This is a genomic window from Streptomyces sp. NPDC102462, from assembly GCF_044765425.1.
In the GTDB taxonomy this organism is placed as follows: domain Bacteria; phylum Actinomycetota; class Actinomycetes; order Streptomycetales; family Streptomycetaceae; genus Streptomyces.
In genome coordinates, this window is the sequence record NZ_JBIWKB010000021.1 from 120,789 (window position 1) to 144,811 (window position 24,023).

Consider the following 24,023-nt stretch of genomic DNA (forward strand, 5'->3'; position numbering starts at 1 on the left):
GACCAGCCACGACGGCGCCGCAGCTGATCGACGGCATGTCACCCCGCATCCACGAGCGGCCCCCGCCCCACCGCAAGGTGGCTTGTAAGCGGCTTGGGCCACTTACAAGCCACCGTAGGCCGCCGGAGGCCTACGCGTCTGCCGCCTGCGCGTCCAGCGCCCGCCGCACGCCCGCGCGGGACTCCGAGACGAGGCGCCGCAGGGCCGCGTTGGGCTCGGCGGAGGCGAGCCAGGCGTCCGTCCTGCGCAGGGTCTCCTCGGACACCTGGATCGACGGGTAGAAGCCGACCGCGATCTGCTGGGCCATCTCGTGCGAGCGAGCCGCCCAGATGTCCTTGACGACCTCGAAGTAGCGCTCCGTGTAGGGCGCCAGCAACTCGCGCTGGTCGGTCTGCATGAAGCCGCCGATCACCGCCTCCTGGACGGCGTTCGGGAGCTTGTCGGACTCGATGACCGACGCCCACGCCTCCGCCTTGGCCTCCGGCGTCGGACGGGCCGCCCGCGCGGTGGCCGCATGCCGCTCGCCGGCCGCGGTCTTGTCCCGCTCGTACTCGCCGGCGATCTCCGCCTCGTCGAACCGGCCGACCGCCGCGAGCCGTTCCACGAACGCCCAGCGCAGGTCCGTGTCCACGGCCAGGCCCTGCACGGTCTGCGTGCCGTCCAGCAGGCCCTCCAGCAGATCCAGCTGCTCCGGCGTCCGTGCGGTCGCCGCGAACGCCCGGGCCCAGGCCAGCTGGTGGTCGCTGCCCGGCGCGGCGGAGCGCAGATGCGCCAGCGTGGCGTCCGTCCAGCGGGTGAGCAGCGCCTCGCGGGCGGCGGGGTTGGCGTACAGCTCGATCGCCAGCTTCACCTGCCGCTGGAGCGACTGCACCACGCCGATGTCGGACTCCTTGCCGATGCCGGACAGCACCAGGGACAGGTAGTCACGGGTGGCAAGCTCCGCGTCCCGGGTCATGTCCCAGGCCGATGCCCAGCACAGGGCGCGGGGCAGCGAGGAAGCGAAGTCGCCGAGGTGGTCGGTGACGAAGGCGAGTGACGCCTCGTCCAGCCGTACCTTCGCGTACGACAGGTCGTCGTCGTTGAGCAGGATCACGGCCGGGCGGCGCCGTCCGGTCAGCTGCGGCACGGCCGTCAGCTCGCCGTCCACGTCCAGCTCGATCCGGTCGGCCCGCACCAGCTTGCCGCCGGCCTCGTCGAGGTCGTACAGGCCGACCGCGATGCGGTGCGGGCGCAGCGTCGGCTCGCCCTTGGCGCCGGCGGGCAGCGCGGGGGCCTCCTGGCGGATCGCGAACGATGTGATGACGCCGTCGGCGTCCGTCTCGATCTGCGGCCGCAGGATGTTGATGCCGGCCGTCTCCAGCCACTTCTTCGACCAGGTCTTCAGATCGCGGCCGGAGGTCTCCTCCAGGGCGCCCAGCAGGTCGGACAGGCGCGTGTTGCCGTACGCATGCCGCTTGAAATAGGTCTGCACGCCCGTGAAGAACTCGTCCATGCCGACGTAGGCGACGAGCTGCTTGAGCACGCTGGCGCCCTTGGCGTACGTGATGCCGTCGAAGTTGACGAGCACGTCGTCCAGGTCGCGGATCTCGGCCATGATCGGGTGCGTGGAGGGCAGCTGGTCCTGCCGGTAGGCCCATGTCTTCATGGAGTTGGCGAAGGTGGTCCACGCGTGCGGCCACCGGGAGTCCGGTGCGTGGGCCTGGCAGGCGATGGAGGTGTAGGTGGCGAACGACTCGTTCAGCCACAGGTCGTTCCACCACTCCATGGTGACCAGGTCGCCGAACCACATGTGGGCCAGCTCGTGCAGGATGGTCTCGGCCCGCATCTCGTAGGCCGCGTCGGTCACCTTGGACCGGAAGACGTACTGGTCCCGGATGGTGACCGCGCCCGCGTTCTCCATCGCGCCGGCGTTGAACTCCGGCACGAAGAGCTGGTCGTACTTCTCGAACGGGTACGCGTAGTCGAACTTCTCCTGGAACCACTCGAAGCCCTGCCGGGTCACCTCGAAGATCGCGTCCGAGTCCAGGAACTCGGCGAGCGAGGGACGGCAGTAGATGCCGAGGGGCACGCTCCGGCCGTCCTTCTCGTACACGCTGTGCACCGAGTGGTACGGGCCGGCGATCAGCGCGGTGATGTACGTCGAGATGCGCGGCGTCGGCGCGAAGACCCAGGTGTCGTCCTTGGGCTCGGGCGTCGGCGAGTTGGAGATGACGGTCCAGCCCGTCGGCGCCTTCACGGTGAACTGGAAGGTCGCCTTCAGGTCCGGCTGCTCGAACGAGGCGAAGACCCGGCGGGCGTCCGGCACCTCGAACTGGGTGTACAGGTATGCCTGCTCGTCGACCGGGTCGACGAAGCGGTGCAGCCCCTCGCCGGTGTTCGTGTACGCGCAGTCGGCCACGACCCGCAGCACGTTGCGGCCCGTCAGCAGGCCGGGCAGCGCGATCCGGGAGTCGGCGAAGACCTCGGCCGGGTCGAGCGGGTCGCCGTTCAGCGTCACCTCGTGAACGGTGGGGGCCACCAGGTCGATGAAGGACTCGGCGCCCTGTTCGGCGACGTCGAAGCGCACCGTGGTCACGGACCGGTAGGTGCCTCCCCCACTCTGCGCCCCGGAGAGGTCGAGATCGACCTCGTAGGAGTCAACGGTGAGCAGCTTCGCCCGCTGCTGAGCCTCTTCGCGAGTCAGGTTTGTGCCAGGCACGCGGTCATCTCCTCGTTATGTGTGGGTTGCGCCATCCTTCCACGGGTCGTCCACGCAACGCGATGTCCGGATCCCGCCGGTGACCGGGGCGGACGCGCGTCAGCCTGGGGGCATGACGATGTACACCGCCCGCCCCATCGGCCCGACGGCCCTGAAGGAACTGCGCTCCGTGGACGACGCGGGGCGTAAGACGGTTCCCCTGATCGACGACGAGGGCGGCGCGCCGCTGCGCTGCTGCCTGCGCCGCAGCGCTCCCGGCGAGTCGATCGCGCTCGTCTCGTACGCGCCGCTGCGCCGCTGGGCGGCCACGACCGGGGCCGAACCCGGTGCGTACGACGAGCAGGGGCCGGTCTTCATCCACGCCGGGCCGTGCCCGGGACCGGAGGGCGACGGCCTCCCCTTCACCGGCGCCCACCGCACGGTCCGCCGCTACTCGGCGGCGGGGCACATCCTGGGCGGGCGCCTGGTCGAGGATCCGGAGGGCTTCGCACCGGCCTTCACGGAGGCGTTCGCCGACCCGGAGGTGGCATTCGTCCACGTGCGCGCGGTGGAGTACGGCTGCTTCCTCTACGAGGTGGGCAGGGCTTAGCTCCACACGGTAGTACGAGGGGTGGCTAGAGCGATCCCACCCTGCTACCGTGGCGGTATGAAGATCAGTGTGAGCCTGCCGCAGGAGGACGTCACCTTCGTCGACGAGTACGCGGCCCGCACCGACGCGGAGTCCCGTTCGGCCGTGATACACGCCGCCATCGAGCTGCTGAAGCAGGCACAGCTCGAGGAGGAGTACGCGGAGGCGTTCGCCGAGTGGGACGGCAGCGAGGACGCGGAGTTCTGGGACCGGTTCTCGGGGGACGGGCTGAGCGATGAAGCGCGGTGACATCTACCTGGTCGACTACGAACCGGCACGGGGCAGTGAGGCGAACAAGGCTCGCCCCGCCGTGATCGTCTCGAACGACGGCGCCAACGCGGCGGTCGAGCGAACGGGTCGTGGCGTCGTCACGCTGGTTCCCCTGACGTCGAACACGGCTCGCGTCTATCCGTTCCAGGTGCTGATTCCCGCCGACGAATGCGGTCTTCCCAAGGACTCCAAGGTGCAGTGCGAGCAGGTGCGCGCGCTCGCCCCGGAACGGCTGCTGCGGCCGATCGGATCGGTGCCCCGGCCGCGCATGGCGGAGATCGACGTGGCCCTGCGCAGGCACCTCGCCCTGTGAACCGCGCGAGGGTGCGCCCACCCGGTGGGCGCACCCTCGCGCGTGGTCAGGCCGTCAGCTCGGTGGCGACGAGTTCCGCGATCTGGACGGCGTTCAGGGCCGCGCCCTTGCGCAGGTTGTCGCTGGAGACGAACAGGGCCAGGCCGTTGTCCACCGTCTCGTCGCGGCGGATGCGGCCCACGTACGACGGGTCCTGGCCGGCCGCCTGGAGCGGGGTCGGGATGTCGCTGAGGGCCACGCCCGGCGCCCCGGCGAGCAGTTCCGTGGCCCGCTCAGGGGACAGCGGACGCGCGAAGCGCGCGTTGACCTGGAGGGAGTGGCCGGAGAAGACCGGGACGCGGACACAGGTGCCGGAGACCTTCAGGCCGGGGATCTCCAGGATCTTGCGGGACTCGTTGCGCAGCTTCTGCTCCTCGTCGGTCTCGTTCAGGCCGTCGTCGACGAGGTTGCCCGCGAAGGGCAGCACGTTGAAGGCGATGGGGCGCTTGTAGACCTGCGGTTCCGGGAAGGCGACGGCCGAACCGTCGTGGGTGAGCCGGTCCGCCTCACCCACCACCTTCTGGGCCTGCCCGTGCAGCTCCGCCACGCCCGCGAGGCCCGAGCCGGACACCGCCTGATAGGTGGCGACGACCAGCGCCTCCAGGCCCGCCTCCCGGTGCAGCGGCTTGAGGACCGGCATCGCGGCCATCGTCGTGCAGTTCGGGTTGGCGATGATGCCCTTGGGGCGGTCGGCGATCGCGTGCGGGTTCACCTCGGAGACCACCAGGGGCACGTCCGGGTCGCGCCGCCAGGCCGAGGAGTTGTCGATCACGACGGCGCCCTGGGCGGCGACCTTCTCGGCCAGCGCCCGGGAGGTGGCGCCGCCCGCGGAGAACAGGACGATGTCAAGGCCGGTGTAGTCGGCGGTCGCCGCGTCCTCCACGGACACGCCGTCCAGGACCGTACCGGCGGAACGGGCGGAGGCGAACAGGCGCAGTTCGTCCAGCGGGAAGTTCCGTTCGGTGAGGATCCTGCGCATGACCGTGCCGACCTGCCCGGTGGCTCCGACGATTCCGACCCTCACGGCGACTCCCTCTGCGTGTGTGCTGTTCGCTTTGTTGCGTTGTGGTGCGGGGTTGATGCGGTGTGTTGCCTGTGTTCCGTTGCGTGCCGCCTGTGTGCCGCGGGCGCTGCCCGCGTGCCCGGCCCGGCGGCGGCCTTTCCATCATGCGGCCCGGCCCGGTCCGCGTGTCCACTTCTTTGCCCGGCGCGGCCCACGACCGGGCGGGCCGGGCCGGGCGGCCGACCCGGTGTGTTCCGTTCACACCCCCGTTGAGCTGGAGAAATTCCCCCGCGGACGCCGTTGCGCCGCAAGCTGTGCTGCCTCCCGGCTGCCCGCCGCCGACCCCGCCACACGGCGGTGTGACGTACGCCTCCACCCGCCCGGAGAATTCCCCCGAACGTTCCGGCCGCCCGTGGCGTCGTAGGAGAAACGTGGTGAGGGGGTGGCTTGTGCTGCGCAGAAGGGCCCGGCGCGGCCCGGAGCCGATCGCCGGTGGGGGCGACGATCCGCTGGACGCGGCCCAGGAACGCCGGGTGCGGGCGGTGCTGGCACTGGGCGGCGTGCCGCAGGCGGACCTGCTGGACGGGGTGCAGCAGGTCCGCCTGCGGCTGCTGGAGCGAGCCGCGAAGGGCGAGGAGGCGCCGCGCGACGTGTCCGCGTGGGCGGCGGTCGTGGCCTCCAATCTGGCCATGGACTGGCACCGGGCCAAGCGCCGCCAGGAACGGCTCGGTGAACGGCTGGCCTCGCTCCGGCAGGCGGACCAAACCTCAGGCGAGGAGACCAGCCTGCTGTCCCTCGCCGTCGCCCAGGGCCTGGACGAGCTGCCCGACGCCCAGCGTCAGGTCCTCGTCCTGCGGTTCTACGCCGATCTGCCGGTGCGCGGGATCGCCCGGGAACTCGGCATCCCCGAGGGCACGGTCAAGAGCAGGCTGCACACGGCGGTCCGGGCCCTGCGGGCCCGCCTGCACGAGGACGAGGTGGTGTGACGTGACCGCCGAGCACGATCCGTACGACGGCACCGACGCGCTGCTGGCCGCGATCACCGGGGAGGAGCCGTCGGCCGAGGCCCGTTCCGACCCCGCCCGCATGGCTGAGCACCGCAAGGCGGCTGCCGACGTGGCACTCCTGCGGCAGCAGCTCGGGATCATCGGGGACGCGCTCGCGGCGCCCGCCCCCGCCGAGAGCCCCGCACCGCGGCGCACACCGCGGCCCGCGCGCCCCCGGCGCCGCTTCCCGGCCCTCGCCTTCGGCGCCCTGGCCGTGGCCTGCGCGGCGACCGTCCTGGCCGGCCTGGGCTGGCTGCTGGCCCAGCCCGGCACCGGCCTCTCGGCGGGCGCCGACGACAGCGCGGCCAAGGCCGAGAGCCGCTCCGACAGCCGCTCGGCGTACCCGGCGGTGTGCGCCCGGCTCGTGGTCGAGGGCGATGTCGTCGACGTCGAGGCGGTGCCCGGCACCGGGTCGGAGCGGGTCACCCTGCGCGTGACCCGCTACTACCGGCCCGAGCGTGGCGAGGCCGAGGTCACCGTGGTGACCGACGAGTCCGTCGCGCCGCGCCCGGGCGAGCACGTCCTGCTGGCCGTCCCGCGCGGCGCTGAGGCCCCCGACCTGTGGGTGACGGACGGGCGGGAGATCGCGGAGCAACGCACCGATGTCGAACGGGGCCTGGCGGCCACGCCCGTCGCCGGGTGCCCATGAGACACGGCGAAGGGGCGGGCGCCCGCCGGGCCGCCCGCCCCTGCCCACCGCGGCACCGAGACACGGTGCCAACGACGTCATCACGTCACGGCGTGACCTTCCCGATCTGCACGCTGCCGGTGCCCGCGACCGTGCCGCGCGCGTTCACCAGCTGCACCCGGCCGAAGAACTCGCGGCCCTCCGGGGCCGGCGCTGCGGCCGTGACCTGTCCGGTCACCGTGGTCGAGGCGCCCGTACCGAGCTTCACCGGCGTCGTCGTGTCCACCGTGACGGTGCCGAGCGTGGCCGCGAAGAACACGTCCCGGTAGTCGTAGTCGGTGGAGCCCGCCGGCACCGAGTAGCCGTAGACCTCGACGGTGTAGGTGCCCGCGGCCGGTTCGGCGATGGAGACCGCCTCCTCGGAGTCGCCGTCCGCGGACAGGGCGACCTGGTTGCCGTCGGCGTCGTACACGGTCAGGTCCAGGTCGGCGGCGGTGTCGGAGACATTGCCGATGGCGACGTCCAGGGACTGGGCGCCCTCCGGCACGGTCACCTCGGTGATCGCGCTCTCGCCCTCCTTGATGGCGGGCCGGTCCGACTTCGCGGAGCCGAGCGGGCCGCCGGCCAGCCTGCCGTCCAGGGCGGCGAACCGGTTGGTGACCTTCCAGGAGGCGGTGGCCGGGACACCGACCTTCGCCTCGGGCACGGTCACGGTCGCCGGGTCGAAGACCGCACCGAGGACGGCGACGTCCAGCTTGTACGGGTTGTCGAGCAGCGGCGAGGTGCGGCGCGACTCGACCTCGACCTCCCAGACCCCGGCCTGCGGGTCGGCGTACGAACGCACGTCGGGCCGGCAGCCGTTGCCGTTCAGGTAGTTGTTGTAGCAGTACGGCGTCGAGGTGTTGTCGACCGGAACGCCGTACGGGTGGACGGAGATGAACCGGGTCTGGCTCTTGTCCTTCAGCCCGCCGATCGCGACCTCCAGGGACTTGGCGCCCTCGGGGACCGTCAGGAAGTACGACTGCGTGCTGTTGCGCTGCACCGAACCCGACGCCGAGTAGGTGTAGTGGACCGGCGCCGCGACCACGACCGTGGTGAGGATCTGCTTGTCGACGCCCCGTGTCTTCGGGTCGTCGACCTCCAGGATCGCGCTCTTGAGACCCGCGGACCTCGGGGCGGCCTGGACCTTGACGGTCACCGGCTGGTTCAGCGGCAGCTTCACCTCGTCGGAGCCGACGATCCGGAAGGTGTCAGCGGCGTTGTTCTCGAAGTGCAGCTCGTGCCGGATCGCCTTGTCCGCGCCGGAGGTACGGGTGATCGTGACGTCGTACGTCTTCTTCTGCCCGGCCTTCAGCCCGCCCTCGCGGTCGTACAGGCCGGTGCCGAAGCCCGGCGTCTTCAGCGCGAAGTCGATCGCGGTGTCGACCGGCGCCTTGACCGTGTAGTCATGGGCGCTCGCGCCCTTCGTGATGGCCTTCCACGCGTCGACGATGTTGATCAGGCCCGCGCCCTCCTCGTACGCCTGCACCCCCTTGATGTGGTCGGCGGTCGAGGTCAGGGCGGTGCGCAGGGTCGCCGGGGTGAGGTCGAGGTGCCGCTGCTTCGCGGCGCTCAGCAGCAGGGCGCTCGCGCCGGCCGCCTGCGGGGAGGCCATCGAGGTGCCCTGGAGCATCGAGTAGCCGGCCGGCAGGGAGTAGCCCGCCTCGGCGACCGGGCCGCCGGGCAGCCAGGTCTGGGTGGTGTTGATCGCGGCGCCGGGCGCGGTCAGGGTCGGGGTGAAGCCGCCGTCCTCGCGCGGTCCGCGGGAGGAGAAGGGCATCATCGCGTACTTCTTCTCCACCTGGGAGCCGTAGTTGGCGGCCCAGGTCTCCTTGGAGATGCTGGCGCCGACGGAGATCACCTTGTCGGCCAGGCCCGGGTCGCCGATCGTGTTGGCGCCGGGACCCGAGTTGCCCGCGGAGATGACGAGCTGCACGCCGTAGGTGTCGATGAGCCGCGTGTACAGCTCGGCGCGCGCGTTGTTGCCGTCGTTGAGCGCCGGCAGGCCGCCGATCGACATGTTGACGATGTCGACGCCGCGGTTGGCCACCAGGTCGATCATGCCCTCGGTGAGCGCGACGTTGGTGCAGCCGCCGCTCCAGGTGCAGGCACGCGAGGAGACGATCTTCGCGCCGGGAGCGGCGCCGTTCATCTTGCCGCCGAACAGGCCGTTGGCGGAGGTGATGCCGGCGACGTGCGTGCCGTGCTCCGACTCGATGACGCCGATGTTGACGAAGTCGGCCTTCTTGCCGACCCAGGACCCGCCGTAGGGGTCCATCGGCACGTCCTTGCGGATCTGCACGACGAACGGCTGCCGTTCGACCACGTCGGTCTTCGGGTCGTCGGTGCCGAAGTAGCCGACCTGGTAGCCGTCCTTGTACGGCTTCATCGGCGTGTCGTCACCGAAGTCGTTGTTGTTGTTCAGGTCGACCCGGACCGTGCCCGCCGCGGGGTCGTAGAGCACGCCCCAGGAGTCGGTGGTGTCGCCGTCCCGGTTGGCGTCGCCCTTCGCGTCACCGCCCGCGGTGGAGGACTCCTTGAAGACGCTGACCTGGTAGGAGCCCGCCGGGGCCCGCCAGCTGCGGCCGTCGTAGGTGAACGACGGCCCGGAGACGGCGCTGACCATCGGCCGCCACGTCTGGTCGCTGTCCACGATCGGGTCGGTGGCCGTCACCCAGTCGACGATCTTCCGCTCGCCGGTGGTGGTCTTCTGCAGCGCCGGATGGCCGAGGTCGACGCCGGAGTCGAGGATGCCGATGGTGACGCCGCGGCCGTCCGCCTTCGGGTTCTTCTTCACGAGGTCGACGGCGCCCGTCTCGAAGGACGGGTTGTACGGGTTCTCGGCGGGGGTGTTCCTGCCCGGTGCCGGATAGGTCTTCGCCGTCGCGGCGGACCCGGCCTTGCCCGCGGTGTCCCCGGCGGGCGTCGGGTCGTCGAGCGGGATCTCCTGGCGCAGGTCGATGGCGTGCACCGAGGAGAGCTTGGCGGCGGCGGCGATGGCCGCGTCCGCCTTACCGGTCGGGACGGTGGCACGGACGTAGCCCAGCTTGTCGTAGGTGCGGCCGACAGAGCCGCCCTTGACCGCGTTCAGCTGCTCGGCGACCTGCGCGGTCCGGCCGGGCGCGGTCGCGATCATCATCGTGACGTTCTTCTCGCCGGCCGCCCTGGCCTCGGCGAGCAGGTCGGCGTCGTCCGAACCCAGCTTGTCGTGGGCGGGTTTGACGCCGGGGTCGGCCGTCGCCGCGGTGGTGGTCGCGGCGAAGGCCAGGGGTATCGGGCCGGCCGCGGAGAGCGCGGCCACCAGACCCGCGGCCACGGCGATGCGGGCCACGCGTCTCGCGCCCGGTATCGGGTCGCTCTTGGAGGAGAGGGTCATCGGCATCCCTTGTGCGTAAAGGAACGTTGAGCACGGCAGTCCGGATTTCGGTGCCGGACGATCGCTCAGCTTTACCCAAAGGTGAGAACTTTGGGGAGAGTTGACCGTGGCGTGAGGGAGGTATGGCGTACATCCGCCATACGCCACGGGGGACTTAGATGGCCAAAGGGTGATCTTTCGCCGATTATTTCGAGATCGTTAACGCGTGCGGTGGCGGAATGCCGTCGCCTTGTCGCCCGGCCCGCCGCCCCGTTCCCCGAGCAGGGGTGCCACGGCTAACGTCGGCCCGTGCGCAAGAGACTTCGGGTGGCGGCCTACGCCGTGTGCGTCCGCGACGGACAGATCCTGCTCGCCCGCTCGCCCGCCCCCGCGGGCCCGCCCGAGTGGGTGCTGCCCGGCGGCGGCATGGAGCACGGCGAGGACCCCTACGACACGGTGCGCCGCGAGGTGCGCGAGGAGACCGGCTACCGCATCGAGGTGACCGGACTGCTCGGCGTGGACTCGCTGCGCCGGACGGTGCCGCGCCGCTTCGGCCGCACCGTCGACCATCACGGCGTACGGCTCGTCTACGAGGGCCGGATCACCGGCGGCGAACTGCGCAACGAGGTCAACGGCTCCACCGACCTGGCCGCCTGGCGGGACCTGTCCGCGGTGGCCGGCCTGAACCGGGTGCCGCTCATCGACGCCGCGCTGCGGCTGTGGCGCGAACGCCCGGCCGCGGGACGGCCCCAGGCGGCGCCCGGCGGCCGTCCCCTACCCCCGCAGATGAACCCGGAGTGACCGGCCCCCGGCCGCCCGCGGTCCGCCACATGACCGCGCACCGTACACGGTGATCCACGTACGGTGATCGGCGCCGCACGTTGCCGCCCCGTTCACGCGCAGGTCACCCCAGGTGCCAACGATCCAGAGCGAGCGGGATGTTCGCAATGGCGATCACCCCGCGACCACTGCCGACGCGTTCGCACTCGGGGAGACCGCGCCATGTCGCGCACACGCTCTGTCGCCACCTCCGCTGTGGCGGTCAACCGCCGTACCGTCCTCGCCGCCGTGGGAGCGGTGTCCCTGTCCGCGGGCGTCGGCTACGCCCTGCGCCCCACCGACAGCCAGGCCGCCACCGCCTCCCAGGCGCCCCTCGCCTCCTCCCGGAAGGCGCCCGCGCCGCCGCCGGCCCCCTACACCAGGGGCACCACCGTGGACTCCGTCGCCGCCCCGCGGGGCGGCTCCGGCTACCGGCGCCTCGGCGACGGGCCCGGCTGGCCGCGGGTGGTGCGCGACGAACTGGCCGCGCCCAAGTCCGGCCGCGCCGGCCGCCGTACCCCGCTCGCCGCGTTCGTACAGCTCACCGATCTGCATCTGATGGACGTCCAGCACCCGCTGCGGCTTGAGTTCCTGCGCTCCACCGACCCGCACGCCTGGCGCCCGCACGAGGCGCTGACCGTGCAGGGTGCCGTCTCGCTCGTCGAGCGGGTCAACGCGCTGCGCGGCGCGCCGGTCACCGGGTCGCCGCTGCACTGCGTCATGACCACCGGCGACAACACCGACAACAACGCCCGCTCCGAACTGGAGTGGTTCATGAAGGTCATGAGCGGCGGCACCATCACCCCCAACTCCGGTGACCCGCGGCACTACGAAGGCGTCCAGAACAGCGGTCTCAAGATGTTCTGGCAGCCCGACTCGGTGCTCCGCGACCGGGACAAGGCGTTCGGATTCCCGCGGCTGGCGGGCTATCTGGCGGCCGCGGTCCGTGAGGTCCGCAGCCCCGGCCTGAACCTGCCCTGGTACTCCACGGTCGGCAACCACGACTCCCTGCCGCTCGGCTGCTACGGCTCCCACGGCGACCCCTACCTCACCGAGTACGCGGTCGGCGGCAAGAAGCTGATGAGCCTGGACGCGGCCGAGGCGAAGAAGCTCCAGGACACCATCAAGAACGCCACCGACCCGCACGGCGCGGGCTTCCGGGACCTGCTCAAGGCGCACGCGCGCGACCTGCGGTCCATCACGCCCGACGAGAAGCGCGCCCCCTACACCCCGGCCGACTACCTCAAGGCCCATCTCGACCCGGCGCACACCGGATCCGGGCCGGTCGGCCACGGGTACTCGTCGGCCAACGTGGACGCCGGCACCCAGTACTACGCGTTCCGCATCACCGACGACGTGATCGGCATCAGCCTGGACACCACGGACCCGGGCGGCCACTACGAAGGCTCCATCGGCACCGCCCAGTTGAACTGGCTGGACAAGACCCTGCGGGACAACGCGGACGCGTACGCGATCGTCTTCAGCCACCACACCAGCGGCTCGATGGACAACTCCCGCCCCGATCCGGCCCGTCCCGGCGAGCGCCGGCACGACGGTGCCGCGGTCCTCTCCGTCCTCGCGCGCCACGCCAACGTGCTGGCCTGGGTGAACGGGCACATCCACCGCAACGCCATCACCCCGCACGCCGCAGCCGGCCGCCGCTCCTTCTGGGAGATCTCCACCGCCTCGCACGTCGACCACCCCCAACTCGCCCGCGTGATCGAGCTGGTGGACAACAAGGACGGCACGCTGTCGCTGTTCACCACGCTCGTCGAGTCCGCTGCACCGCACCGTGCCGATCACGCGGACCTGTCCCAGACCGGCCTGGCCGCCCTCTATCGTGAACTGTCCTTCAACGCCCCCGGCGCCAACAGGACGCTCGCGGGCTCCGCGGCCGACCGCAACACGGAGCTGGTGCTGAAGAAGGGCTGAGCCACAAGGGCCGGAACACGCTCAACCGGCCCACGGCGAGGCAACCTCCGCCACCGCCTCGGTGTCCCTCCCCGCGACTCAGCTCAACGAGCCCAGCAGGTAGGGGGAACGACATGTCCGTACGTACGGCAGTGGTGGGAGCGACGGTCGTGGTGCTGTCGTCGGCGCTCGCGGGACCGGCGCTGGCGGCCGAGCCCGCCCGGGGAGCCGACGGCCACGCGGCCACCCGCCGGGCCATCGAGGCCGCGGTCGCCGACGGTGTGCCCGGCGTCACCGCGGGGGCCCGGGACACCCACGGCACCTGGTCGGCGACGGCCGGCGTCGGCGACCTGCGCACCGGCGCCCCGCGCTCCGCCGCCGACCGCTACCGCGTCGGCAGCATCACCAAGACCTTCGTCGCCACCGTCCTGCTCCAACTGGAGGCCGAGGGCCGGGTGTCGCTGGACGACCCGGTGGACACCTGGCTGCCCGGGGTGGTGCGCGGCCACGGCCACGACGGCCGCGCGATCACCCTGCGCATGCTCCTGAACCACACCAGCGGCATCTACAACTACACGGCCGACGAAGCCTTCGGCCGCACCTACTTCCTCAAGGACGGCTTCCTGCGGCACCGTTACGACACCCTGACCCCGCGCGAGCTGGTGGCGATCGCCATGCGTCACCGGCCGGACTTCGCGCCGGGCACGTCCTGGACCTACTCGAACACTAACTACGTCCTGGCGGGCATGGTGATCGAGCGGGTGACGGGCCGTTCCTACGCCGAGGAGATCGGCCGGCGGATCATCCGGCCGCTGAGGCTCACGGGCACCTCGGTGCCGGGCACCCGGGTCACCCTCCCGCGGCCGAGCAGCCGCGCCTACTCGAAGTTCGAGCAGATCACGACGGGCCCCACCTACGACGTCACGCGGCTGAACCCGTCCATCGCGTCCTCCGCGGGCGAGATGGTCTCCGACTCGGCCGACCTGATCCGGTTCTACCGGGCCCTGCTCAGCGGCGACCTGCTGCCCGCGCGGCAGCTGAAGCAGATGAAGACCACGGTCGCGGCCGGCGAGACCCCGAACACGGGCTATGGCCTGGGCCTCATGGACCGCACCCTGTCCTGCGGCGTCCATGTCTGGGGGCACGACGGGGGCATCCACGGCTCCAGCTCCTCGGCGGCGACGACGGCCGACGGCCGGCACGCGCTGGCGGTCAACTTCAACGGGGACTGGTCCGGGGACATGGACGCGGTGCTGGAGGGCGAATTCTGTTAGCCACCGTCTGTCGGCCACCGTGTCGACGCTGACGTGAGGGGCCGTCGGTCGGCTGCGGCAGCATGGTGGCCGGTCGCGCAGTTCCCCGCGCCCCTTCGGGGGCGTTGCCGGACCGCAGCGGGCTGCAATCGCCCTGATCACCGGGGCAGGACGAGGACGTGCGCGGCCGGGGGGCGGTCGCCGGACGCCATCAGCGCGGTGCGGACCACCGCCGCCTGCTGCTCAAGCGACTCCCGGAGCTTCCTCGGGGAGATGTGCACGACCGTGATGCCGAGCCGCTCCAGCAGCTCACGCTTGCGCGCGTACTCCGACCAGAGCGCGTCCTCGTCCTGGCGCGCGGCCCGGGTGTCCAGCTCCACCGCCACCGCCTCGTCGGGCCAGTAGGCGTCCAGGCCGCCGAGGTGCGGGCCGCCGGGCAGCCGCAGGTCCACGTTCCACACCGGGTCCGGCAGGCCGTACTCCCGCACCATCCGGTACAGGCGGTCCTCGGCGAGGGCCCTGCCCTCGGCCAGCAGCGAGTCCACTGCGTCCACCACGTGCGGCCGGGCGAGCAGCCTGGCCTGGTGCAGCTCGCGGACCACGGCGGCCGGCTCGCAGTGGCCGGCCCGGACCGCCTCGGACAGCAGCGGACGCACCTCGTGCGCCTCCGTGAGGTCCGCGACCGCGTCCGCCACGGCCCGCGGCACCGGCGCCACCGGCAGTCCCGTCACCTGCTGCGGGGCGGGCATGACCGGCGTGCGCACGATGCGCACCGCGTCCGTGGAGCGCAGCCGCCGCGCGCGCGGGACCAGCACGTCGATGCGGTCCAGGGCCGGCAGCGGGGGCGTCGAGGAGAAGCCGTGCAGGGTCAGCGCGGCCAGCCCGGTGATCATCGCCTCGGCGTACACGGGGCCGTGCGGCCCTTCGGGGCTGGGCTGCTGCGGCACGCCGGTACCCGGGAAGCGGGCCGCGTACAGCAGCGTCGCGTGCAGGCGCTCCTCGCTCGTGGGTGGCCCGGAGCGCAGCAGGACCACGCCCGGCAGCAGTTGCCGCCAGGGGCCGCCGGGGCGGCACCGCTCGGTCAGTTCGGCCGCGGAGACGCCGTGCTTGCGCAGCTGTGCCGCGGTCAGCACCCGGCGGTGGATGTCGCTGAGGTGGTGCAGGGGGCGGGGGGAGAGCGGGGTGTTGTGGGTCATGATCTCCACGTTCCCGCCACCGGTCGTTCCTGTAACCGCTGTTACACGCTCGTCGACAAATACGGACAAGGCGTCACTAAAGGACGGTTGTTCGGATGCCGAGTAGACACCGAAAACCCCTGGTCCGTTCGGGTGCGGTCCAGGGGTTACGGCTGCTATTGACCGAATTCCGTAACGGTCACGGACGGGCCGATCATTGGCCAGAGGTGTCGGCGTCCCGGGCCTGCCCGCGCAGCGCCCGGGCCAGGTCGTCCCGCGCCTCCAGCACCAGCCTGCGCAGCGCGGGAGCCGCCTCACGGTGGGACTCCAGCCATCCGTCCGCCGCCGCCAGCGTCTGCGGCGAGTCCTGGTAGGCCGGGAACAGGCCCCTGACCACGTCCATGCCGATCTGGATCGACCGCTCCCGCCACACCCGCTCGATCGCCGCGAAGTACTGCTGCGCGTACGGTGCCGTCAGCTCCCGCTGCGAGGGCTGCGCGAACCCCGCGATGGTCGCCTCGACCAGCGCGTTGGACAGCGCCTGGGACTCCACCACCTGAGCCCACGCCTGCGCCTTGACCGCGGCCGAGGGCCGGGCGGCCAGACAGCGGACCTGGTGCCGCTTGCCGGACGCCGTGTCGTCGCGGGCCAGCTCCGCCGCGAGCACGGCCTCGTCGGCCACCCCGTGGGCGGCCAGCGGCTCCAGGAACGCCCAGCGCAGCTCCTGGTCCACCTCCAGGCCGTCGATCTTCGTGATGCCTTCCAGCAGCTCCCGCAGCAGCCCGAGGTCCGCCTCGCTCGACGCCACCGACGCGAAGAACCGCGCCCAGGCCAGCTGGTGCTCGCTGCCCGGCTCGGCCCGCCGCAGCTCGGCGAGGGCGCCGTCGGCGACCAGCCGCTCGCCCGTCGCCCGCCACTGCGGCGCCGCGTAGTGGACCAGCGCCGAGTTCGTCCACGCGTGCAGCATCTGCACCACGCCGATCTCGCTCTCGCGGCCCGCGAAGCGCAGCACCAGCCCGACGAAGTCCCGGGCCGGCAGCAGCGCGTCCCGGGTCAGGTTCCACAGCGCCGACCAGCACTGGGCGCGGGCCAGCGGGTCCGTCAGCGCGCCCAGGTGGTCCCGGAGCGTGGCCAGCGACGTGGCGTCGAGCCGCGTCTTGCAGTACGTCAGATCGTCGTCGTTGGCCAGCACCAGCTCGGGGGCGGCGGCGCCGGCCAGCTCCGCCACGACGGTGCGCGGGCCGTCGACGTCCGTCTCCACGCGCGCGTACCGCTCCAGGGCCCCGGCCGGGGTACGGCGGTACAGGCCCACCGCCACCCGGTGCGGACGCAGCCGGGGATGAGACTCCGGTGCCTCCTGGAGCACGGCCAGTTCGCGGACCCGGCCCTCGGCGTCCAGCAGCACCTGCGGGGTCAGCGTGTTCACCCCGGCCGTCTGCAGCCAGGACCCGGCCCAGGCCGCCATGTCCCGGCCGCTGGTCTCCTCCAGCACCGACAGCAGATCACCGAGCCGGGTGTTGCCGTACGCGTTCCGCTTGAAGTAGCGCCGGGCCCCCTCAAGGAAGGCGTCCTCGCCGACGTACGCGACGAGCTGCTTGAGCACCGAGGCGCCCTTGGCGTACGTGATGCCGTCGAAGTTGAGCTTGGCGTCCTGAAGATCGCGGATGTCCGCCGTGACCGGATGCGTGGAGGGCAGCTGGTCGGCCCGGTACGCCCATGCCTTGCGGCGGTTGGCGAAGGTGATCCAGGCGTTGGTGAAACGGGTCGCGCCGACGTTCGCGAACGTGCCCATGAAGTCCGCGAACGACTCCTTGAGCCACAGGTCGTCCCACCACTCCATGGTGACCAGGTCGCCGAACCACATGTGCGCCATCTCGTGCAGGATGACGTTGGCCCGCGCCTCGTAGGACGCCTGCGTCACCTTGCCGCGGAAGATGTACTCCTCGCGGAAGGTCACCAGGCCCGGGTTCTCCATCGCGCCCAGGTTGTACTCGGGCACGAACGCCTGGTCGTACTTCCCGAACGGGTACGGGTAGTCGAAGTGGTCGTGGAAGAAGTCCAGGCCCTGCTTGGTGACCAGGAAGACGTCGTCCGCGTCGAAGTGCGGGGCGAGGCCCTTGCGGCACATCGCGCCCAGCGGGATCTCCAGCCGCGTACCGTCCTCGAAGGTCCGCTCGTAGGAGTCGGTCACATAGTGGTAGGGGCCCGCCACCACACAGGTGATGTACGTCGAGATGGGCTTGGTCTCGGCGAACCGCCAGACACCGTCGGCGCGTTCACCGGCCCCGTTGCTCCACACCGTCCACTCCTCCGGCGCCCGCACCTCGAAGCGGAACGGGGCCTTGAGGTCGGGCTGCTCGAAGTTGGCGAAGACGCGGCGGGAGTCGGCCGGCTCGTACTGGGTGTACAGGTACACCTCGCCGTCCTCCGGGTCGACGAAGCGGTGCAGGCCCTCGCCGGTACGGGAGTAGGCGCACTGCGCGTCCACCACCAGCTCGTTCTCGGCGGCCAGCTCCTCCAGCGCGATCCGCGAGCCGTCGAAGACCTCGCTGGGGTCGAGGTCCCTGCCGTTGAGCGAGAGCGCGGTCACGCTCGGCGCGATCAGGTCGGCGAAGCTGGACGCGCCGGGCTCGTTGCAGCGGAAGCGGATCGTGGTGACCGAGCGGAAGGTGCGCGGCGCACCGTCCCCGGCCCCGTCGCCGACGGCCGACCGCACGTCCAGGGACACCTCGTACCCGTCGACGGACAGCAGGGCGGCCCGCTCCCGGGCCTCGTCGCGGGACAGATTCTCACCGGGCACGGGCGGCACTCCCTCGTTGGTGCGGTGGGGCGGGGTTCGGCCGGTGCCGAACAGGACCGATCCTGCCATGCGCCCCTGACAGGGGTCAGCAGGGGAATGACGCGACGGACCGGCGCGTTGCCCCGCTAAAGGCGTTCTCCCAAGGAGTGACATGGCTGAGAAGACCCCCGTCGACTTCTGGTTCGACCCGCTGTGCCCGTGGGCCTGGATGACCTCCCGCTGGGTCCTGGAGGTGGCGAAGGTCCGGGACATCGAGGTGCGCTGGCATGTGATGAGCCTGGCCGTGCTGAACGAGAACAGGCTGGACGAACTGCCCGAGGAGTACGTCGAGAACATGCGCCCCGGCGGCAAGGCGTGGGGCCCGGTCCGGGTGGCGATCGCCACCCGGCAGCTGCACGGCGACGAGGCCGTCGGCAGGCTGTACACCGCCCTCGGCACCCGCTTCCACAACGAGGGCCTGGGGGCCGACCGCGACAGCATCGCCGCCGCCCTCGCCGACGCGGAGCTGCCCGCCGATCTGATCGAGTACGCCGACAAGGACACCTACGACACCGAACTGCGCGCCTCCCACAAGGAGGGCATCGACAAGGTCGGCCAGGAGGTGGGCACCCCGGTCATCGCCGTACCCGGTCCCGGCGGCGAGGAGATCGCCTTCTTCGGCCCCGTGGTGACCCCCGCCCCCAAGGGCGAGGAGGCGCTTCGGCTGTGGGACGGCACGCTCGCCGTCGCCTCCGTGCCCGGCTTCTACGAGATCAAGCGGACCCGCACCAAGGGCCCCGACTTCAGCAACCTGTGAGTCAGTCCGGCTCCGGAGCGGGGAAGTAGCCGCCGTCCTGCCAGTTGAGGCTGCGCTGGTAACGGCGGCAGCCCTCCCGTGTGCAGCGGACGTAGGCACCGGGCGCGAAGTCCGGTTTCTCCTTCCGCACGAACGCCTTCTCCTCCTCGGTGAGCGCACGGAACGCCTGGAGCGGCCCGCCGCAGCTCGGGCACCGCTTGAACTCCATGTCTGCTCCCCACCCTCCCCGGGGCCCGTGAGGTGTCTCCCGAGGGTCCGACGGCGGCCGGGCGGGGGTCAATCCCCCGATCCGGTACGCGAACAGGACCGGCCCCGCGCGTCATCTCCGCGCGGGGCCGGTCCCTTGTTCCGCCCGCCGCGTGAAGGCTGAGAAGACGATCACGAGGCAGGACGATCCGGGGGCGCCCTCAGGCAACCCCGCAAGCTCTTATTGCGAAGAGCTTGCAACTACACGCTAGCAACAAAAGGGCGCCTTGGGGTGCGAACGAGGCCGACGAAGGGGGGACGAAGGGGATGGACGAACGGGGCCGTACGCCGGCGGGAGGGGCCGGCGTGAGCCAGGCATCGCGCCCTCAGTGACCGTTCTCACGTCGTACCGGGTGTAACCCGCACGCTTTGTATGGAGCCGACCAGCGCGCGGGACCCGCCTTTGTCGGGCGCTGACGGTGAACGGCCCGACCGGGCGGTATAGCGTCGCGGTGTCCCCGGCCGCCCACACCTGCGGAGTCCCCATGAGCACCGCCACCGCCGGCGCCCGTTCCGGCGCCGTCCTCGCCGACCTCCTGCCCTCGTCCCGCGTGCGTGACGTCGCCCTCGTGCTCGGCGGAGCCGTGCTCACCGGCCTCGCGGCCCAGCTCTCGGTGCCCGTGCCCGGCTCCCCGGTCCCGGTGACCGGCCAGACCTTCGCCGCCCTGCTCGTCGGCACCACGCTCGGCGCCGGCCGCGGCTTCCTCTCCCTCGCCCTGTACGCGCTCGCCGGCATCGCCGGTGTGCCGTGGTTCGCGCAGGGCGCCTCGGGCACGGCCGCCCCGTCCCTCGGATACGTCTTCGGCATGCTGCTGGCCGCCGCCGCCGTGGGCGCGCTGGCCCGCCGCGGCGCCGACCGCTCGGTGCTGCGCACCGCGGGCACGATGATCCTGGGCGAGGCGATCATCTACGCCATCGGCGTCCCCTACTTGGCCCTCGCCACCGGCATGTCCGCCTCGGCCGCCGTCGCCGCCGGGCTCACCCCGTTCCTGCTCGGCGACGCCCTGAAGGCGGCCCTGGCCATGGGCGTCCTGCCCACCGCCTGGAAGCTCGCCGACAAGCGCTGACCGCGACGGCGCCGACCGCCGTACCCGGGCGCCGCACGAGTGTGCCGGCGCCCGGCTCTGCTCGGGGTCAGCCGACCGGCACCTTGTCCGCTCCGGGTGCGGCGGTCGCGGCGCGGCGGCGGCCCGCGGCCCGCTGCCGCACCACCGCGACGGCCACCACGACCGCCGCGACCAGCAGCGACAGCAGGACGGTCGTCCGGCCGCTGCTCTCGCCCTCCGTGTCGGTGAGCATGTAGCCGAGCACGAACACGATCAACGCGGCGGCGGCCCAGGTCAGATACGGGTACAGCCACATCTTCACGACCAGCCTCTCCGGCGTCTCACGCTGGATGATCTTCCGCATCCGCAGCTGCGAGAAGCAGATCACCAGCCAGACGAACAGGGCCACCGCACCGCTGGAGTTGACCAGGAACAGGAAGACCGAGTCCGGGAACCGGTAGTTGAAGAAGACGGCGACGAAGCCGAACACCACCGAGGCGACGATCGCCGTCATGGGCACGCCGCGGGCCGTGGTCCGTGCGAACGCCTTCGGCGCGTCACCGCGCTCGCCCAGCGAGAACGCCATCCGGGACGCCGTGTACAGGCCGGAGTTCAGGCACGACAGCACCGAGGTCAGCACGATGAAGTTCATGATCTGACCGGCGTGCGGGATGCCCAGCGAGCCGAGCGCGGCGACGTACGAGCCCTGCTCCTCGACCGCGGGGTCGTTCCACGGCAGCAGGCAGACCACGACGAGGATCGAGCCGAGGTAGAACACCCCGATCCGCCAGATGATGCTGTTGGTTGACTTGGTGACGGCCCGTCGCGGATCCGCCGACTCACCGGCGGCCAGCGTCGCGATCTCGCTGCCCATGAAGGAGAAGACCACGAGCAGCACCCCGGTGAGGACCGCGCCGGGCCCGTGGGGCAGGAAGCCGCCGTGGTCGGTGAGATTGCCGAACCCCGCCCGGCCGCTGTCCACCCCGGGCAGCACGCCGAGGACGGCCAGCAGGCCGATCACGATGAACGCGCCGATCGCCACGACCTTGATCCCGGCGAACCAGAACTCGAACTCGCCGTAGGAGCCGACCGACACGAGATTGGTCGCGGTGAGCACGACCATCACGATCAGCGCCCAGCCCCACTGCGGAACGGCCGGGATCCACCCCTGAAGGATCTTGGCCCCCGCGGTGGCCTCCACGGCCAGCACGACGACCCAGAAGAACCAGTACAGCCAGCCGATGGAGAACCCGGCCCAGCGGCCGAGCGCCCGGTCCGCGTGCGCGGAGAAGGAGCCGGAGGCGGGATGGGCCGCGGACATCTCACCGAGCATCCGCATCACGAGGACGACGAGCGTGCCGACGAGTGCGTACGACAGGAGGATGCCGGGTCCCGCCGCGGCGATACCGGAACTGGACCCGACGAACAGGCCGGCTCCGATGACACCGCCGATGGCGATCATCGACAGATGGCGGTTCTTGAGCCCTGCCTGGAGTCCGGTACCGGAGTCCGGGGCCGCGGGGCGGGTCGGCTGCGACGTCATGGGGGGAATTCCTTTGCGCCGGGCGTGGGGGGTCCCGTGTGGGGGGTTACGAGCCGGTCCAGTGAATCCGGGGTGAACGATTTCCGGAACCATTGATTCCGGATTGTTACCCGGGATTGCCCTGGAGTTCTATAGCCTCACTCACAGTTCCCCGAGCAGGAACCCGAAGCTGCCGCCCGTCCCAGCCCATGCCACACTGCTTGCCATGCGCGTGTATCTCGGCTCGGACCATGCGGGCTACGAACTCAAGAACCACCTCGTCGAATGGCTCAAGAAGGCGGGCCACGACCCCGTCGACTGCGGCCCACACGTCTACGACGCCCAGGACGACTACCCGCCCTTCTGCCTCCGCGCCGCGCAGCGGACCGCCGCGGACCCCGACGCCCTCGGCATCGTGATCGGCGGCTCCGGGAACGGCGAGCAGATCGCCGCGAACAAGGTCAAGGGCGTACGCGCGGCCCTCGCCTGGAGCGAGGAGACCGCCTCCCTGGGCCGGCAGCACAACAACGCCAACGTCGTGGCCGTCGGCGCGCGCATGCACTCGCAGGAGGACGCGACGAAGTTCGTCGAGACCTTCCTGACCACCCCGTTCTCCGGCGACGAGCGGCACATCCGCCGCATCGACATGCTGTCCGACTACGAGACGACGGGCGCCCTGCCCCCGATCCCGGCCCACCACCCCCAGCAGGACTGAGCCGGCCCGGGCGCGGCCCGGGGCGAGGGAGAGGACGCCGCACCGTGCCGGAGGGGCACACGATCCATCGGCTGGCGCAGGACTACGCCGACCGCTTCCAGGGCCTGCCCGCGCGCGTGAGCAGCCCCCAGGGCAAGTTCTCGGACGCCGCCGCACTGCTCGACGGGGCGGAGCTGACCCGCACGGAAGCCCACGGAAAACACCTCTTCCTGGGCTTCCGCGGCGCCGACTGGGTCCATATCCATCTGGGCCTGTTCGGCAAGGTCGGCTTCGGCGACGCCCCCGCGCCGCCGCCCACCGACACGGTCCGGCTGCGCCTCGGCAACGCCACCTCGTACGTCGATCTGCGCGGCCCCACCACCTGCGCCCTGATCACCGACGCCGAGAAGCGGGCGATCCACGCGCGCCTCGGCCCCGACCCGCTGCGCGACGGCGCCGACCCGGCCGCCGCCTACGCCCGCATCCGGCGCAGCCGCACGGCGATCGCCGCCCTCCTCATGGACCAGAAGGTCATCGCGGGCGTCGGCAACGTCTACCGCGCCGAGGTCCTGTTCCGGCACGGCATCGACCCGTACCGCGCCGGACGGGGCCTCACCCCCGCCGAGTGGGACGCGATCTGGGCCGACCTCGTCGCGCTGATGCGCGAGGGCGTCCGGCACAACCGCATCGACACCGTGCGGCCCGAGCACACCCCCGAGGCGATGGGCCGCCCGCCGCGCGTCGACGACCACGGCGGCGAGGTGTACGTCTACCGCCGGGACGACCAGCCGTGCCACATCTGCGGCACCCCCATCCACACCGCCACCCTGGCAACCCGCAACCTCTTCTGGTGCCCCACCTGCCAACCCCCCATCCCATAACCCACCCCTGCGTCTCCTACGGGCCCTGCGGCTTGTGGGTGGGGCGGGCTCTGCGTCTCGTGGGCCGGGTCTACGGCTTGTGGGTGGGATTCGCGGCGCGTGGGCCGGCCCCGCAGGCCCGGAGCTGGACTCGTGGCTCGTGGAGCGGACCGCCGCCATGGGCGGGGCCTGCGGTTCGTGATCAGGCTTCGCGGCTGGTGGGCCGAAGCCGCGGCTCGTGATCGGGGCCGGTGTCCTGCGTGGAACCTCTGGCTCGTGGGGTGGGCCCGCGGTTCCTGGGCCCGGACCCGCGGCTCGTGAGTCGTATCCGGGGCCCTTGGGTGGGACCGCCGGTCCTGGGCCGGACCTGTGACGCGTGGGCCGGACCCGGAGCCCCCGAACTGGACCCGCAGCCCGGAGCTGGGCGGCCGGGTGCGCGGCCCTGGAGCTGGACTCGCGGCGCGTGGGCTGGACCGCCGCCCTGGGTGGGGCCTGCGGTTCGTGATCAGGCTTCGCAACTGGTGGGCCGAGGCCGCGGCTCGTGATCGGGGCCGGTGTCCGGCGCACAACCTCTGGCTCGTGAGTCGTATCCGGGGCCCTTGAGCGGGACCGCCGGTCCTGGGCCGGACCTGTGACTCGTGGGCCGGACCCGGAGCCCCGAACCGGGGCCACAACCCCCGAGACGGACCCGCTCTACCCCCGAACCGGGCCCAGAGCCCCGAGCCCGCGGCGCAGTTCCCGAGACGGGCCCGGAGCCCCCGGAACCGGGCCCGCGGCCCCCTAGGTGCAATGCCGGTGACTTAGGTGGTGTTCGGTCTGGAGATCGTGAGGACTGCCGTGGTTGGTGGTGGCGCATCGCGGTGCTCGGCTCGCTTGAGGGGC

Annotated in this window: 19 protein-coding genes; 12 read left to right on the forward strand and 7 right to left on the reverse strand. The window is 71.8% G+C overall.

The window, feature by feature from the left end; genetic code table 11:
• Positions 1 to 130: 130 nt before the first annotated feature.
• Complete coding sequence (gene pepN, locus ACIRFL_RS20125; protein ID WP_404030083.1) at positions 131 to 2,698, reverse strand: aminopeptidase N; 2,568 nt, start codon at positions 2,696 to 2,698, stop codon at positions 131 to 133.
• A gap of 112 nt (positions 2,699 to 2,810) precedes the next feature.
• Between pepN (ACIRFL_RS20125) and ACIRFL_RS20130 the strand changes: the two genes are divergently transcribed.
• Genes ACIRFL_RS20130 through ACIRFL_RS20140 form a run of 3 tightly spaced genes read left to right on the forward strand, consistent with a single transcriptional unit; the run spans position 2,811 to position 3,909 of the window.
• The gene (locus ACIRFL_RS20130) at positions 2,811 to 3,287 is read left to right on the forward strand and encodes a DUF1203 domain-containing protein (protein ID WP_404030084.1); all 477 of its coding nucleotides are present in this window, start codon (positions 2,811 to 2,813) and stop codon (positions 3,285 to 3,287) included.
• A gap of 57 nt (positions 3,288 to 3,344) precedes the next feature.
• A complete protein-coding gene (locus tag ACIRFL_RS20135; protein WP_404030086.1) occupies positions 3,345 to 3,575 on the forward strand; it encodes a ribbon-helix-helix domain-containing protein in 231 nt (76 codons plus the stop codon).
• Positions 3,562 to 3,909, forward strand: a complete 348-nt coding sequence (locus ACIRFL_RS20140; RefSeq protein WP_404030087.1) for a type II toxin-antitoxin system PemK/MazF family toxin — start codon at positions 3,562 to 3,564, stop codon at positions 3,907 to 3,909. The genes ACIRFL_RS20135 and ACIRFL_RS20140 overlap by 14 nt, the downstream gene beginning before the upstream one ends.
• A 46-nt stretch (positions 3,910 to 3,955) precedes the next feature.
• On the opposite strand, the gene ACIRFL_RS20145 is transcribed toward ACIRFL_RS20140, so the two are convergent.
• Positions 3,956 to 4,972 (reverse strand): aspartate-semialdehyde dehydrogenase, encoded by a 1,017-nt coding sequence (locus ACIRFL_RS20145; protein WP_404030089.1) that lies wholly within the window; start codon positions 4,970 to 4,972, stop codon positions 3,956 to 3,958.
• 428 nt (positions 4,973 to 5,400) lie between these two features.
• Between ACIRFL_RS20145 and ACIRFL_RS20150 the strand changes: the two genes are divergently transcribed.
• Together ACIRFL_RS20150 and ACIRFL_RS20155 are read left to right on the forward strand one after the other, a co-directional pair.
• Positions 5,401 to 5,937: a sigma-70 family RNA polymerase sigma factor gene (locus ACIRFL_RS20150; RefSeq protein WP_404030117.1), complete on the forward strand. Its 537-nt coding sequence runs from the start codon at positions 5,401 to 5,403 to the stop codon at positions 5,935 to 5,937.
• 1 nt (position 5,938) lies between these two features.
• Positions 5,939 to 6,646 (forward strand): hypothetical protein, encoded by a 708-nt coding sequence (locus ACIRFL_RS20155; RefSeq protein ID WP_404030091.1) that lies wholly within the window; start codon positions 5,939 to 5,941, stop codon positions 6,644 to 6,646.
• An 85-nt stretch (positions 6,647 to 6,731) separates the two neighbouring features.
• Here the strand turns inward: ACIRFL_RS20155 and ACIRFL_RS20160 are convergent, their stop codons facing one another.
• Positions 6,732 to 10,040, reverse strand: a complete 3,309-nt coding sequence (locus ACIRFL_RS20160; RefSeq protein WP_404030093.1) for a S8 family serine peptidase — start codon at positions 10,038 to 10,040, stop codon at positions 6,732 to 6,734.
• Between the two features lie 288 nt (positions 10,041 to 10,328).
• Between ACIRFL_RS20160 and ACIRFL_RS20165 the strand changes: the two genes are divergently transcribed.
• The 3 genes from ACIRFL_RS20165 to ACIRFL_RS20175 all read left to right on the forward strand — a co-directional run bounded on the left by ACIRFL_RS20165 (position 10,329) and on the right by ACIRFL_RS20175 (position 14,023).
• Positions 10,329 to 10,820, forward strand: a complete 492-nt coding sequence (locus ACIRFL_RS20165; RefSeq protein WP_404030095.1) for an NUDIX hydrolase — start codon at positions 10,329 to 10,331, stop codon at positions 10,818 to 10,820.
• Between the two features lie 201 nt (positions 10,821 to 11,021).
• A complete protein-coding gene (locus ACIRFL_RS20170) occupies positions 11,022 to 12,770 on the forward strand; it encodes a TIGR03767 family metallophosphoesterase (protein ID WP_404030096.1) in 1,749 nt (582 codons plus the stop codon).
• Positions 12,771 to 12,883: 113 nt separating this feature from the next.
• A complete protein-coding gene (locus tag ACIRFL_RS20175) occupies positions 12,884 to 14,023 on the forward strand; it encodes a serine hydrolase domain-containing protein (protein WP_404030098.1) in 1,140 nt (379 codons plus the stop codon).
• Positions 14,024 to 14,160: 137 nt separating this feature from the next.
• On the opposite strand, the gene ACIRFL_RS20180 is transcribed toward ACIRFL_RS20175, so the two are convergent.
• A complete protein-coding gene (locus ACIRFL_RS20180) occupies positions 14,161 to 15,198 on the reverse strand; it encodes a hypothetical protein (RefSeq protein WP_404030100.1) in 1,038 nt (345 codons plus the stop codon).
• Between the two features lie 193 nt (positions 15,199 to 15,391).
• The gene (gene pepN / locus ACIRFL_RS20185) at positions 15,392 to 17,977 is read right to left on the reverse strand and encodes an aminopeptidase N (RefSeq protein ID WP_404030119.1); all 2,586 of its coding nucleotides are present in this window, start codon (positions 17,975 to 17,977) and stop codon (positions 15,392 to 15,394) included.
• A 151-nt stretch (positions 17,978 to 18,128) separates the two neighbouring features.
• Here pepN (ACIRFL_RS20185) and ACIRFL_RS20190 point away from each other — a divergent pair, with 151 nt between their 5' ends.
• Positions 18,129 to 18,773, forward strand: coding sequence for a DsbA family protein (locus ACIRFL_RS20190; protein WP_404030102.1), 645 nt, complete (start codon positions 18,129 to 18,131; stop codon positions 18,771 to 18,773).
• Between the two features lies 1 nt (position 18,774).
• Here the strand turns inward: ACIRFL_RS20190 and ACIRFL_RS20195 are convergent, their stop codons facing one another.
• Positions 18,775 to 18,981 carry a hypothetical protein gene (locus ACIRFL_RS20195; RefSeq protein WP_404030103.1) on the reverse strand — a complete coding sequence of 69 codons (207 nt, stop codon included), beginning with the start codon at positions 18,979 to 18,981 and terminating at the stop codon, positions 18,775 to 18,777.
• A 523-nt stretch (positions 18,982 to 19,504) separates the two neighbouring features.
• Here ACIRFL_RS20195 and ACIRFL_RS20200 point away from each other — a divergent pair.
• Entirely contained in the window at positions 19,505 to 20,086 is a 582-nt protein-coding gene (locus ACIRFL_RS20200; RefSeq protein ID WP_404030104.1) for a biotin transporter BioY, read from the forward strand.
• Between the two features lie 67 nt (positions 20,087 to 20,153).
• Here ACIRFL_RS20200 and ACIRFL_RS20205 read toward each other — a convergent pair whose 3' ends face one another.
• The gene (locus ACIRFL_RS20205; protein WP_404030106.1) at positions 20,154 to 21,608 is read right to left on the reverse strand and encodes an amino acid permease; all 1,455 of its coding nucleotides are present in this window, start codon (positions 21,606 to 21,608) and stop codon (positions 20,154 to 20,156) included.
• A 205-nt stretch (positions 21,609 to 21,813) separates the two neighbouring features.
• Between ACIRFL_RS20205 and ACIRFL_RS20210 the strand changes: the two genes are divergently transcribed.
• On the forward strand, positions 21,814 to 22,302 hold the full coding sequence (locus ACIRFL_RS20210) for a ribose-5-phosphate isomerase (protein WP_404030108.1): 489 nt from the start codon (positions 21,814 to 21,816) through the stop codon (positions 22,300 to 22,302).
• 44 nt (positions 22,303 to 22,346) lie between these two features.
• A complete protein-coding gene (locus ACIRFL_RS20215; RefSeq protein WP_404030110.1) occupies positions 22,347 to 23,162 on the forward strand; it encodes an Fpg/Nei family DNA glycosylase in 816 nt (271 codons plus the stop codon).
• Positions 23,163 to 24,023 lie beyond the last annotated feature (861 nt).

What these genes read in the sequence shown, in the direction of transcription:
- ACIRFL_RS20130 (WP_404030084.1), top strand. Translation starts at nt 2,811, where the DNA reads ATGACGATGTACACCGCCCGCCCCATCGGCCCGACGGCCCTGAAGGAA.
- ACIRFL_RS20135 (WP_404030086.1), top strand. Translation starts at nt 3,345, where the DNA reads ATGAAGATCAGTGTGAGCCTGCCGCAGGAGGACGTCACCTTCGTCGAC.
- ACIRFL_RS20140 (WP_404030087.1), top strand. Translation starts at nt 3,562, where the DNA reads ATGAAGCGCGGTGACATCTACCTGGTCGACTACGAACCGGCACGGGGC.
- ACIRFL_RS20160 (WP_404030093.1), bottom strand. Translation starts at nt 10,040, where the DNA reads ATGACCCTCTCCTCCAAGAGCGACCCGATACCGGGCGCGAGACGCGTG.
- ACIRFL_RS20170 (WP_404030096.1), top strand. Translation starts at nt 11,022, where the DNA reads ATGTCGCGCACACGCTCTGTCGCCACCTCCGCTGTGGCGGTCAACCGC.
- ACIRFL_RS20175 (WP_404030098.1), top strand. Translation starts at nt 12,884, where the DNA reads ATGTCCGTACGTACGGCAGTGGTGGGAGCGACGGTCGTGGTGCTGTCG.
- ACIRFL_RS20180 (WP_404030100.1), bottom strand. Translation starts at nt 15,198, where the DNA reads ATGACCCACAACACCCCGCTCTCCCCCCGCCCCCTGCACCACCTCAGC.
- ACIRFL_RS20190 (WP_404030102.1), top strand. Translation starts at nt 18,129, where the DNA reads ATGGCTGAGAAGACCCCCGTCGACTTCTGGTTCGACCCGCTGTGCCCG.
- ACIRFL_RS20195 (WP_404030103.1), bottom strand. Translation starts at nt 18,981, where the DNA reads ATGGAGTTCAAGCGGTGCCCGAGCTGCGGCGGGCCGCTCCAGGCGTTC.
- ACIRFL_RS20200 (WP_404030104.1), top strand. Translation starts at nt 19,505, where the DNA reads ATGAGCACCGCCACCGCCGGCGCCCGTTCCGGCGCCGTCCTCGCCGAC.
- ACIRFL_RS20205 (WP_404030106.1), bottom strand. Translation starts at nt 21,608, where the DNA reads ATGACGTCGCAGCCGACCCGCCCCGCGGCCCCGGACTCCGGTACCGGA.
- ACIRFL_RS20210 (WP_404030108.1), top strand. Translation starts at nt 21,814, where the DNA reads ATGCGCGTGTATCTCGGCTCGGACCATGCGGGCTACGAACTCAAGAAC.